The organism is Emergencia sp. (genome assembly GCF_048465375.1).
GTDB lineage: Bacteria > Bacillota > Clostridia > Peptostreptococcales > Anaerovoracaceae > Senimuribacter.
On the sequence record NZ_DBFWLQ010000002.1, the window covers coordinates 179621 to 192168 of the forward strand.

The following is a 12548-nucleotide window of genomic DNA, read 5'->3' on the forward strand; positions in this document are numbered from 1 at the left end:
ATCTTAGAAATGCGAAGTGCTGGATGGACTGCACCAGGCAGCTCTGGCACAGATATTAGTTATGACTCTTTTGTGAAATACAAGGAGGTAATATGGAAAATTTAAACAAGAAAGACCGCGGCAATATAGAAATCGGACTTATCGTTGTCAGCGTAGCAGTACTCGCTGTATTTATCATTTTTATGGTCTTAAACCCAGAGACGACAATCAGTGGAATCGGCGGATTCTTTAACAAGATGATTTCCGGATTGGGACCTGTCTTTGAAGTCGTTGCCTTTGTAACATTTTTAATCGGACTTTATCTCGGTCTTGGAAAATATGGAAAGATCAGACTGGGCGATTGCAAACCGGAGTATTCCACATTCAGTTACTTAGCAATGATGCTGTTGGCATCCCTTGCATCAGCAGCGCTGTACTGGTCCTTTACCGAATGGGCGTTCTACTATGAGGCGCCGGGACTAGGCATGGAACCTCACAGCACAGAGGCTCTTGAATCATCACTTGGCTATCAGTTCTTCCACTGGGGAATGGTAAACCAGGCTATGTACACCGTCATGGGTGTAGCTATCGCATACGGCGTATATGTTAGAAAAATAAAATCATTCCAGACCAGTGCAATCTGCTGTTCTATGCTGGGAGAAAAGGTCAAAGGAAAATCAGTAATCGGCAAAGTCATCGACTTCCTGGTAATCTTCGGCGTTTTAGGTGCACTGAGTTCATCTCTGGGGCTGGCAGTTCCTCTGGCAGCTGGCGGACTGAAGACGTTATTCGGAATTGAAGCGACTCCGGTAGTGCAGATCGGCATCATCGTAGTCATTGCCCTGGTATATACCTTTACTTCCTATCTTGGAACTGAAAAAGGTATGAAGGTCATCAGTAATGCTGCTGCTGGACTGTGTATTATATTCTTACTATATGTTCTGTGCGCAGGACCGACGACTTTCATTTTGAGAAATATCGTAAACTCTTTAGGACATATGATTTCCAAGCTGCCAAGAATGAGCTTGTTCACAGATCCTATTGAAAATACAGGCTTTGCAGAGAGTTGGACCATTTACTTCAATGCGTTCTACCTCAACTATGTAGCGATGATGGGTATCTTTATCGCTAAAGTATCCAAGGGCAGAACCATTAGAGAAGTTGCTGTAGCAACGATTTTCGGTATGACAGCCGGCGGCTGGTTCATCTTTGGAATTAACGGAAGCTTCTCCATCAAGACATTCTTGGATGGAAGCGCTGATGTAGTCGGCCTGGTTAACAGCGGCGTAGGCGATGCTGCAATCTACAAAATCTTAGAAGTCCTGCCGGGCGGAGCGAGCTTACTGCCGTTCCTGATCCTGTTGCTGATCGTAGGATTCGTGGCACCATCCATGGACTCTGCATCTCTGGCATTGGCAGAAACTGTTACAAAGCGTGGAACGCCGAAGATGGCTCTCCGAATCTTCTTCTGCGTACTGCTTGCCATCATTCCAATGGCCATTATCTTATCTGGCGCTGGATTTGACCCGATCAAACAGGTGGCAATCATCATATCAGCACCGTTTATGGTCATTCTGGTCGGTGTAGAGATCGGGCTGTTCAAGTGGCTCAAACACGACAGCCGTTCAGGATTGCATGCACAGAATATCGCGCTGCAGGAAAAAGAAGACCATGAAGCATTTTTGAAAGAAGAAGCTGAATTACAAGGTGAAGAGGAAGAAACTTCCGAACCCGCTTAATTGATTTTAAATATGACACTCCATAGTGCCGGAAAGGGGATCGAAAGCAAGTGGTTTCTCTGTCCGGCACTTTGTGACGCATCGGGGCAGCCTTCTCGATGTTATATATTATAAAAAGGAAGGTAAGTGAAATGAGAAGTGATTGTATTTTCTTTTGCCCTATCCGCGTCCGCTATAATGAAGTGGATCAACAGGGCATCGTATATAATGGACATTATGTGATTTATACCGATGTTGCATTTGAAGAGTATTTCCGTTCAAAGGGGTATCCGTATAAAACACTTGTCGAGGAACACGATTCTGAGGTTTGTCATAAAAAATCCACCTATGAATTTTATTCCAGTGCCTATGAGGGCGATTTGCTGGAGGTGGGCATGCGTGTCTTGAAAATAGGAAATAAGAGCATGACGATTGGTTTTGAAATATATCGCGAAGGTGAAGATGAACTGATCATCACCTGTGAAACCGTATATGTTGGATACGATATGAAAAACAGAGCCAGCAAACCGATTTCAGATTTGATGCGTCAGCTCTTAGGCGCATAAAAAGAAAAAATTACATAAGCATTACCCATAAAATAGACCGTGCACTGACGATCGTTAACGACGTTGGTGTACGGTCCTTTCCTTATGATCACTTATTTAGAAGTTCGGAACAGCAGCTTTTTCAAGGCATCCCATTTGAATGGAATGAGAGGATACAGATAGGAATGCCCGCTGACGGTCTTTGTTGCGGCGATGATGATAAAGCCGATGAGCAGGCCGCCGCCTAGTCCCCAGAAGCCGAAGAGCATGCTGCCCACCAACATGATGACTCTGACGAACTTGATGCCGTAAGAGAGTTCAATGCTCGGCTGCGTGAAGGAAGCGAGAGCGACTACTGCCATGACCAGTATGGTCTGGGGAATAAACCAACCGGAATCTATGGAAAATTGGCCCAGAATCAAAGCGCCTATGACGGACAGCGAGGTTCCCAAGGATTCCGGCGTGTTGAGAGATGCCAGTTTCAGGCCGTCGATAGCGAATTCCAGCAAAATGAACTGCCAGAAGATGGGCAGGGCATAAGGATCTTCTGGGATGATGAAATCCATATCCAGCGGTGCATCGATGTGGCCTTCTACGACCAAAAGATAAATCGGTGAAATGAAGAGAATGACCAGCATGTTGATGATACGGATCAAACGCAGATAATTTCCCGTGATGAGAGGAAAATAGTAGTCATCCACATCTTGGGTGAAGTCGAAAATTCCCACTGGCAATAATACTACAGTCGGCGAATTGTCGATGACAATCGCGATTTTTCCCTCTGTCAGATGGGCGCCGATAATATCGGGCCTCTGGGTGTATCGAACTTTTGGGAAAGGATTGAACTTGCTCTTCCGCTTTCCGCCCTCTAACTCTTTCATCAGATTTTCCACCAGAGTCTGGTCACCGACGGAAACGCTGTCCAACTTGATTTTTGATAGAGCGGTATCTACCTTGGAGACAAGATCTGCATCGGCAACGCCTTTCATATAGCAGAGCGCTACATCAGTCTTGGACTTTTCGCCGATGTTGAAGCTTTTGAAGATCAGCCGGTTATCACGGATTCGTCTGCGAATCAGGCCCAGGTTCTCCATAAAGCTTTCTGTGAAGCCATCTTTTGCGCCGCGCAGCGTCTTTTCTTTCTCCGGTTCCTGCACGCTGCGGCTGGGATAGTTTCTCGTATCCGCGACGATGAGCTTGTCAAAGCCGTCCATCATGATGACGGAAAGACCTGCGTAGAGCTGCTTTACGACGTTTGCGATATCAGTCTCCGCCGTACTTGCGAGAAATGGAAAGACCTTTTCGAGGAAATCATCACTGGTCTTCACGTCCTGCATGTCTGAAGTGGTTACACCCATGAGGAAATTGAGGAGAAGCTGACACTTCTGTCCATCGGTCAACCCGTCCACAAAGTACATCCTGCCTGGATTTCCAGCGATTTTGATGTGTCTTTCCACTAGGTCAAAACTTTCGCCTACAGGCAGCTGGCCTGTAAAATGTTCCAAATAATATTCATATCTATTTAAACTCATAAAAACCTCCTTTACACTTATGATATATTTTGTCAAAAACCTTGAAATTCATACCGTCCAAAGTATATAATGTAAGAACTCAGCGAATTACCAAAATGGAGGTTTTAATAAATGGATTATAACAAATTAGCAGAATTACTTTTCCCGCAGATTGAGAAAGTGCCGGAAGATTACGAGGCAATGTATCCTATGCGCGATCTTCCAGAAGGTGCCAAAGTAACCAGACTTGGTCCCAGCCCGACGGGGTTCATTCATCTGGGGAATCTGTACGGCGCTTTTGTCGACGAAAGACTGGCGCACCAGAGCGATGGTATTTTTTATCTCCGAATTGAAGACACCGACGATAAGCGATATGTAGATGGTGCCGTAGAGATTATCATCAATTCTTTACGATTTTTTGGCATCAATTTTGACGAGGGCGCAGGCCTGGAAGGCGATGTGGGTTCTTACGGCGACTATACCCAGAGCAAAAGAGGTGAAATCTATCAGTGCTTTGCGAAAAAGCTGGTAGCGGAGGGCAAAGCCTATCCTTGTTTTCTGACAGAAGAAGAGATTGCAGAAATCAGGGCAGGACAGGAAGCGGCGAAAGTCAATCCGGGCATTTACGGAGACTATGCAAAAAGCAGGGATTTATCCTACGAAGAAATAGAAGAAAACCTGAAAGCAGGCAAAGCTTATGTCCTGAGACTGAGATCGGATGGAAATCCTGATCAGAGTGAGGAAACTGTAAGAAGAATCAAGGTAGAGGATGCCATCAGAGGCATTTTGGACATGCCGGAGAATTTCCAGGATGTAGTCATTCTCAAGGCGACTGGCATTCCGACCTATCACTTCGCCCATGTAGTTGACGATCACCTGATGAGGACAACCCATGTGATCAGAGGGGCAGAGTGGCTGCCGTCTCTGCCGATCCATGTGGAACTGTTCGAGAAATTAGGCTGGCAGCCGCCAATCTACTGTCATACAGCGCAGCTGATGAAGCTGGACGAAGAAGGCAATAAGAGAAAGCTATCCAAGCGGAAAGACCCTGAACTTTCACTGGATTACTATAGGAATCAGGGTTATCATCCTGCTGCTGTGAGAGAATATCTGCTGACCATTCTCAATTCTAACTTTGAAGAGTGGAGAATGGAAAATCCAGACGCACCGATCGACGACTTTGCATTTACCACGGAGAAGATGAGCAATTCCGGTGCGCTGTTCGATCTCAACAAACTCAACGATATCAGTAAAGACGTACTGCTGCGCATTCCGGCAGCAGAGTTGTATGAGTTTTTGAAAACTTGGGCTGAAGAATTCAAGCCTGAGATCATGCACATTTTTGACGATCGAGCCTATTTAGAAAAAATCCTCGACCTGGGAAGAAACGACAAGAAACCGAGAAAAGATTTCATTTATGCCCAGCAGATCATCGAATTCATCAGCTACTTCTTTGACGATTTGTTCAAGGTGGAGGATGAGATGCCTGCAGAGGTTTCAGATGAGGATGTGTCTGCAATTTTGAATGCCTATTTAGCAGGTTATGACCACAGCGACGACCAGAGCCAATGGTTTGATAAGATTCGGGCAATCGCCACAGAATTGGGCTATGCTGCAAAACCGAAGGACTTCAAAAAGCATCCGGAGGAGTACAAAGGCCACGTGGGTCATGTCAGCACCGTGATCAGAATTGCCTTGATGGGACGTGCACAGTCCCCCGATGTCTGGGAAATCCAGCAGATTCTCGGCGAAGAGAAAACGAGGGCTAGAATTGCAAGCTATCAATAGTCGGCAGCCTGTGAAAGAAGTATATTTCAAAGTGCGAACTTTGCAAAGCGTCGCCCCCCTTGCGGGCGGCAGGAGTGCATAACGGCGCGATGCGCCGTCATGCACTCCTTTTTTGACGACAGACTTGCTCCGCGACATTAGAACGAAAAGTTTCTAAAATTCTGACAAAAATAGTTACATTTCGATGACAGTATTATATAATGTTCGTATAAATATTCAAAGTTATGAAGAAATCGAGAGAACATATATGAAAAAAGTTATATTGCGCATTATTGCGCTGGTCATTTTGATGATTGCGCTGGCAATTGGCATTTTGCTCAGTCAGGGGTACGCACTGCCAGGGCAGTCAGAGCAGCTACACTACGAAAAAGACTGGTATCTGCAGATTGACGAGGGGCAGAAGGAGAAAGTCACCCTCCCTTTTAGTTACACCTATGGCGGAGAGGTGTATCGCCTATCGACGAGACTTTCCTATTCCCCAGATTCCACTGCGGCTCCCTATGCATTCATTGACAATCATCACGCCTATTTCAAGGTTTACGTGGATGGCAGAGAAATCTACCATTATACTGCAGAAGACACGCCGTCAGTATCTAAATCTCCTGGCAACGCATACTCCATGATTCCGCTGCCGAGAGATTGCAGTGGCAAAGAACTTGTCGTAGAGTTTTATCCAACCCTGAAAGTCAATGTGGAGTATTGGATGGAGGACATCATTTTCGCAGACTATGCCAGCTTCATGCGTTTGCAGTTCTTCGACTGGCTTCCGCAGAATATCATCATGATTCTGTACTTTTTTATCGGCGCTTTGATGATTACGTCCAGCTTAGCCATTATAAAGGACAAAGAAAGCCGCAGACTCTGGTACATCGGTCTCTTTGCGATTCTCTTTGGCATTTACAGCGCTTCAGAGAACCGGTTTAACCTGTACATGATAGCGAACCCTTATCTGATGTATCTTGCCAACTTCATTGTATTCGCAGCATTTCCTTTGCCGCTGCTGATGTTCTTCCGAGAATCCGTGAGCAAAACGTATAAGAAGTTTTACAGCGTGATTGTGGGAGCCGGTGTACTTAATCTCGTCATACAGATGATTCTTCATTTCGGCGGAATTCTCGACCTCCGCGAGATGCTGCCTGCCACCCATATCTGCGACTTAGGGGGCATTATAGTCATATTCTACACGTTTATGAAAACCCCTGAAGACACGGCAAAGCGAAAGAGGCGCACGCTGCTCAGTATCGTCCCTATTGCAGCAGGCATGGGAATGGATCTGGTAACCCATTATACTCATGTGATTGAGGCTGCCAGCAATACCTTATATACACAGGTGGGAATTTTGCTTTTCCTGGCGATGGGTGCGGGCTCCATGATTAAAACGGTTCTAAACAGTTATAAAGAGAATCTGAAAAATCGTTATTATAAGACCATGGCATATCAGGACGGTCTGACGGGATTATATAACCGGGCTGCTTTTCAGGAAGAACAGATGAGAATCGATGGCTGCAGAGAAAAGTATCCAAATGTGATCTGCGTCTGCGTGGATATCAACAATCTGAAGCAGATCAACGATGACAACGGTCATCTGATTGGTGATCAGGTGATTTGCAGGGTTTCTACATATCTCAGCGATACTTTCAGCACCCATGGGAAAGTATTTCGCATCGGCGGCGATGAGTTTGTCGTTTTCGTATATGATCTGGATATTCCAAAGCTAGTGCAACTGCTTCATGCCATGGGGGAACGGGTCAAAACCGACAATCAAACGAAAACACCTCCTGCCATCTTTGCCGTTGGCTATGATCGCCTGCGTCCAGACGAAAAAATGGAAGTCTGTGTAAAACGAGCCGATGATAGAATGTATGAACTGAAGAAGAAACAAAAAAACAAATCTCGATAAAAATGCTGCAGATGATTCTGCAGCATTTTTGCATTATATTAGCGAATGTAGATTTTTTCCATCATATTTTTTATGTAAGTTTTGTGAAGAATCAAATTTTCTATTGACTTTTTCTGGCGGGACTGATAAGATACTTAAAGTTTTTTAATTAAAAATTTTTAAATAAATTATTTTAATTAAAAATTTAAAACTAAAATTTGAATGTATTGAAGGAGAAATAGAAAATGAATTTTGAAAAAGTAAAAGAAACAATGGTTAACACTTTGGGATGTGATGAAGAGAAGATCACTATGGAGGCAAACATCGCTGACGATCTCGGAATTGACTCCCTGGATGCAGTGGAATTGGTTATGGCATTGGAAGAAGAATTTGAAATCAAAATTCCTGATGAAGAGCTTGGCAAGATGAAGACTGTCAGTGACATCGTAGGCTGCATCGAGAAGTATCAGGCATAACCTATGGAACAGAAGGAAATATACGATCTGATCGACAGGTTTGAAGGTTCCTCCCTGACCGTCATGGAAATTGAACATAGAGATTTTAAACTCCACTTGGAGAAAGGCGGCGGAGAGACGCCGCCGGCAGTCCTGCCGATGATGCAGACGCAGCCGTCTGTTCATCAGGCAGCTCCAGTAGAAGAGAACTCTTATGAAAAAGTCAAGGCGCCTCTGGTGGGTGTCTATTACGGTGCTGGTGCGCCGGATGAGCCGCCTTACGTCAGCTTGGGAGACCGGGTTTCAAAGGGTCAGGTTCTTTGCCTAGTCGAAGCCATGAAAATGATGAACGAACTGAAGTCTCCGGTGGACGGAATTGTTCGCACTATCAACGGTGTTAACGGTCAGCTGGTAGAATACGATCAAATCTTATTTGAGGTTGAACCATGTTAAGAAAAGTACTTATCGCAAACAGAGGAGAAATCGCAGTCAGAATCATCAGAGAATGTCTGGACTCTTCCATCGAAGCAGTTTCCGTCTATTCCACGGCTGATCGCCAGGCGCTGCATACCATCATCGCCACCAAAGCAATCTGCATCGGAGGGCCAAGAGCCAGCGAGAGCTATCTGAACATCAGCAACATCGTAGAAGCGGCAAAAGCCTGCGGCTGCGATGCGGTTCACCCAGGTTTCGGTTTTCTCTCTGAAAACAGCGATTTTGCCAGGGCTTGTGAAGAGGCGGGGATTAAATTTATCGGACCCGCATCTTGGACCATCGACAAGATGGGCAACAAAGCGGCAGCCCGTAAACTGATGGTGGAGGCAGGTGTACCAGTGGTTCCCGGATCAGAAGGTTCTGTGAAAGATGCAGACGAAGCGGTGAAAATTGCAGAAGAAATCGGCTATCCCGTTTTGATGAAAGCATCGGCAGGCGGCGGCGGCAGAGGCATGCGAAAAGCATATAATCCGGAAGAAGTGCGAGAGGGTTTTGCTGCAGCCTCGGCAGAAGCCGAAAGCTGCTTTGGAAACGGCGAAATGTATGTGGAGAAACTCATTGAAAATCCGAGACACATCGAATTTCAGATTCTGGCAGACGGATTTGGAAACGTAGTTCACCTGGGAGAGCGGGACTGTTCCATACAGAGAAGAAATCAAAAACTGGTGGAAGAAGCGCCGGCCTGGGGACTCTCCAGCGACCTCAGAGAGAAAATGGGCCAGGCGGCTGTCAAGGCGGCAAAGGCTGCTGACTACGAAAACGCCGGAACCATCGAGTTTGTCGTAGATAAGGATGAAAATTTTTATTTTATCGAGATGAACACCAGAATCCAGGTGGAACATCCGGTGACAGAGATGGTCACAGGCATCAACATCGTCAAGGAACAGCTTCGCATCGCTTCGGGTATTCCCCTTGGATTCAGCCAGGAAGAGATACAGTTTTCTGGCCACGCCATCGAATGCCGCATTACGGCAGAGAGGGTCTTTGACAATTTTGCTCCGTGTCCCGGACAGGTGGAATTCATACATTTTCCAGCCGGAGCAGGGATCAGAGTGGACAGCGCCCTCTATAACGGGTGTGAAATCAGCCCCTTTTACGATTCCATGGTGGCCAAGGTCATCGCGAAAGGAAATACCAGACTGGAAGCAGTCAGACGGATGCGAAGAGCCTTGGAGGAAACCGTCATCACCGGTGTCGAGACGACTTTGCCAGTGCAGCACCTTTTGATGTTCAATCAGGAGTTTCTCAGAGGCGGATATGACACTGGTTTTATTGAAAACCATCTGAAAGATATCTTAGACATCTACGAGGCAGCAGGAGGAAAGCATGAATCCGTTTAAACAAAAGAGAGAATTTCTCTCTGCACTAAAAGAACTGAATACGACAGAACAGCTTATCATCTGTCCGGAGTGCGGTCAAAAGCTCACCAAGGATCAACTTTCAAAGAATCTGTATGTATGCACCTGCGGCCATCACTACAACGTATCAGCAAAATATAGATTGAAGACTGTGCTGGACCCCAAATCTTTCAGAGAAATCTGCGGCGGCCTCAAGGGAGATAACCCTCTGGGTTTCCCAGAATATGAAGAAAAGCTGACACAGCAGAGAAAAAAGACGGGTCTGAAAGAGGCAGTCATCACAGGGACGGGAAAGATCGAAGGGATGAAAACGGTAATCTGTGTCATGGACAACAGATTTATGATGGGCAGCATGGGAATGGCCGTAGGGGAAAAGATTACCAGAGCCTGCGAGTACGCCACGAAAAATAAACTTCCGCTGATTATCTTCTGTGCTTCTGGGGGAGCCAGAATGCAGGAGGGAATCCTCTCCCTCTTCCAGATGGCTAAAACTTCAGCAGCTGTAGCAAGACACGGAGAGGAAGGGCTCCTGTACATATCCGTACTGACCCATCCCACCACAGGCGGTGTGACGGCCAGCTTCGCCAGCCTGGGAGACATCATTCTGGCAGAACCAAAAGCTTTGATCGGCTTTGCAGGTCCTCGGGTTATCGAGCAGACTATCGGCCAGTCCCTTCCGGAAGGATTTCAGCGCTCTGAATATCTGATGGATCACGGTTTTGTCGATGCAATCGTTCCTCGGTCTGCGATGCGTGAGAAATTGGGATTACTACTAAAGCTACACGACAGGAGGGGCAGAAAATGAAAATCAGCCAAAAGACGGCAGCAGAACGAGTCGCTTTAGCCAGGCACCCGCAGCGTCCTACAACCAGAGATTATATAGACGCAATTTTTGATGATTTTTTTCCTCTGGCTGGAGACAGAAAAAACGGTGAGGATGCCAGCATTCTCGGCGGCATTGGCTTTTTTCACGGCCATCCCGTTACGATTATAGGCCATCAAAAGGGCAGAGACTTAGACGAAAATTTGAAGTACCGGTTTGGCATGCCCAATCCGGAAGGATATAGAAAAGCAGAGAGACTGATGCTGCAGGCAGAGAAATTTCATCGGCCGGTAATCACTTTCGTGGATACGCCAGGGGCCTATCCAGGCCTGGAAGCAGAAGCAGGCGGCCAGGGTGAGGCCATTGCAAAATCCATTGCAGTCATGGCACGGCTGAAAGTCCCGACGATTTCTGTGTTCATCGGCGAAGGCGGCAGTGGCGGCGCTCTGGCGATCGGGGTCAGCGACAAGACCATCATGCTGGAAAACAGTATCTTTTCCATCCTCTCACCAGAAGGTTTCGCCACGATTCTCTGGAAGGACTCTTCCAGATGGGAGGAAGCCTGTGATGTCATGAAATTGACGGCGGAAGATTTAGCAGAACTGGGAATCTGCGATGTCATCATCCCAGAGACGGAAGAAGGCGCCCACAGAGCCAAAGCATATGTCTTTGAAGCTGTGGAGCGGGAGATTTACGCAGGGCTGACACAGTTCCACCGAATCGGCGGGACGGCTCTGGCAAAGGACAGATACAAAAAACTTAGAAATACAGGAAACTTTAAGAGAAAGGCGGAGAAAGCGGAGCATGGCAGGAATTAAGATAATCGGTCTTGGCAGGGCTGAAGGCGACAGAGTTGTGACAAACGACGACCTGGCACAGATTGTGGACACCAGCGACCAATGGGTCAGAGCGAAGACAGGCATCAGGTCCCGCTTCTTTGCGGAAAACAAGACTAACGAGGATATGGCTTTTGAAGCGGCTGCCCAGGCCTTAAAACAGGCGGGGGTAGCGAAAGAAGAGATCGCCATGTGTATCGTATGCACGTTTACGCCGGACGACTATACGCCGGCAGTGGCGTGTAACGTGGCGGGAAGACTGGGTCTAGACGAGCAGATTATGGCCCTGGACATCAACGGTGCCTGCTCTGGGTTTATTTACGGATGCAATATCGCAAACGGTCTTTTAGCCAGCGGCAGCGGCAAATATGCCCTGGTCATCGGAAGTGAGAAGATTTCCCCTCTGATGGATATGAGCGACAGAGGGACCTGCGTTCTCTTTGGAGACGGTGCAGGGGCTGCGGTTCTCGAATACGATGAAGCCGCTCAATTCGTGTTCTACGGAGGGTGTGCGGCAAACAAAGAGATTCTCTACTGTTCACGTCAGGATACAGCCATCAAAATGGCTGGCCAGGAAGTCTATCGTTTTGCGGTCAGCAAGGTGCCTGCCTGCATCAAAGAAGTGCTGGCAAAGGCGGGGTGCACGGATGCGGATATCGACTATTTTGTCTGCCATCAAGCCAATGAGCGAATCATAGATAATGCGGCCAGAAGAATCTCCAAGGACAAAGAAAAATTTTTTAAGAACTTATACAGTTATGGCAATACATCGGCAGCCAGCATTCCTATCGCACTGTGCGAAATGGAAGAGCAGGGTCTTTTATCACCGGACTCAAAGATGGTATGCACCGGATTTGGAGCAGGACTGACCTATGGGTCCATGCTGATTACATTCTGCCCCGTGAATGAAATGAACGGCTAGGCAACGTACAACTGCGTTGTACTCCTACGCATGTTGCACATGCTTCGCTGTCCGTTTCGCCTAGCCAAGCGAAGCTTGGGGCGAAACGGCAGAATTGATGCTTAATGGTGCTTGCCCCAATTCACGAAGTGAATTGCTGGGAAGACCTTATGCAACAATTGCCCGGCTTCAGCCGGCTGCAATTGACTGTTGGAACTCCCCGCGACGAGGGAGCGGCTAGGAGTTCGTCGTATTACATT

The 12548-nt window shown here is 47.0% G+C and carries 11 protein-coding genes; 10 read left to right on the top strand and 1 reads right to left on the bottom strand.

Annotation, left to right across the window (positions count from 1 at the left end):
- Window positions 1-92: 92 nt before the first annotated feature.
- Both ACMQ5W_RS01400 and ACMQ5W_RS01405 read left to right on the top strand, forming a co-directional pair.
- Entirely contained in the window at window positions 93-1718 is a 1626-nt protein-coding gene (locus tag ACMQ5W_RS01400) for a BCCT family transporter (RefSeq protein ID WP_148493335.1), read from the top strand.
- Window positions 1719-1849: 131 nt separating this feature from the next.
- Entirely contained in the window at window positions 1850-2263 is a 414-nt protein-coding gene (locus tag ACMQ5W_RS01405; RefSeq protein WP_419022771.1) for an acyl-CoA thioesterase, read from the top strand.
- Between the two features lie 92 nt (window positions 2264-2355).
- Here the strand turns inward: ACMQ5W_RS01405 and ACMQ5W_RS01410 are convergent, their stop codons facing one another.
- Window positions 2356-3774 carry a spore germination protein gene (locus ACMQ5W_RS01410; protein WP_419022773.1) on the bottom strand — a complete coding sequence of 473 codons (1419 nt, stop codon included), beginning with the start codon at window positions 3772-3774 and terminating at the stop codon, window positions 2356-2358.
- A gap of 111 nt (window positions 3775-3885) precedes the next feature.
- Here ACMQ5W_RS01410 and ACMQ5W_RS01415 point away from each other — a divergent pair, with 111 nt between their 5' ends.
- The 8 genes from ACMQ5W_RS01415 to ACMQ5W_RS01450 all read left to right on the top strand — a co-directional run bounded on the left by ACMQ5W_RS01415 (window position 3886) and on the right by ACMQ5W_RS01450 (window position 12309).
- On the top strand, window positions 3886-5541 hold the full coding sequence (locus ACMQ5W_RS01415) for a glutamate--tRNA ligase (protein WP_419022775.1): 1656 nt from the start codon (window positions 3886-3888) through the stop codon (window positions 5539-5541).
- A gap of 247 nt (window positions 5542-5788) precedes the next feature.
- On the top strand, window positions 5789-7441 hold the full coding sequence (locus ACMQ5W_RS01420; RefSeq protein WP_419022777.1) for a diguanylate cyclase: 1653 nt from the start codon (window positions 5789-5791) through the stop codon (window positions 7439-7441).
- 224 nt (window positions 7442-7665) lie between these two features.
- On the top strand, window positions 7666-7896 hold the full coding sequence (acpP, locus tag ACMQ5W_RS01425) for an acyl carrier protein (RefSeq protein ID WP_148493330.1): 231 nt from the start codon (window positions 7666-7668) through the stop codon (window positions 7894-7896).
- 3 nt (window positions 7897-7899) lie between these two features.
- Window positions 7900-8328, top strand: a complete 429-nt coding sequence (locus tag ACMQ5W_RS01430; protein ID WP_419022779.1) for an acetyl-CoA carboxylase biotin carboxyl carrier protein — start codon at window positions 7900-7902, stop codon at window positions 8326-8328.
- Complete coding sequence (gene accC / locus ACMQ5W_RS01435) at window positions 8322-9710, top strand: acetyl-CoA carboxylase biotin carboxylase subunit (RefSeq protein ID WP_419022781.1); 1389 nt, start codon at window positions 8322-8324, stop codon at window positions 9708-9710. Before ACMQ5W_RS01430 ends, accC begins: the two co-directional genes overlap by 7 nt.
- Window positions 9697-10533 (top strand): acetyl-CoA carboxylase, carboxyltransferase subunit beta, encoded by an 837-nt coding sequence (accD, locus tag ACMQ5W_RS01440; protein ID WP_419022782.1) that lies wholly within the window; start codon window positions 9697-9699, stop codon window positions 10531-10533. The genes accC and accD overlap by 14 nt, the downstream gene beginning before the upstream one ends.
- Entirely contained in the window at window positions 10530-11369 is an 840-nt protein-coding gene (locus ACMQ5W_RS01445; RefSeq protein WP_148493326.1) for an acetyl-CoA carboxylase carboxyltransferase subunit alpha, read from the top strand. Before accD ends, ACMQ5W_RS01445 begins: the two co-directional genes overlap by 4 nt.
- Window positions 11356-12309, top strand: a complete 954-nt coding sequence (locus ACMQ5W_RS01450; RefSeq protein ID WP_419022784.1) for a beta-ketoacyl-ACP synthase III — start codon at window positions 11356-11358, stop codon at window positions 12307-12309. The genes ACMQ5W_RS01445 and ACMQ5W_RS01450 overlap by 14 nt, the downstream gene beginning before the upstream one ends.
- The last annotated feature ends 239 nt before the right edge of the window (window positions 12310-12548 follow it).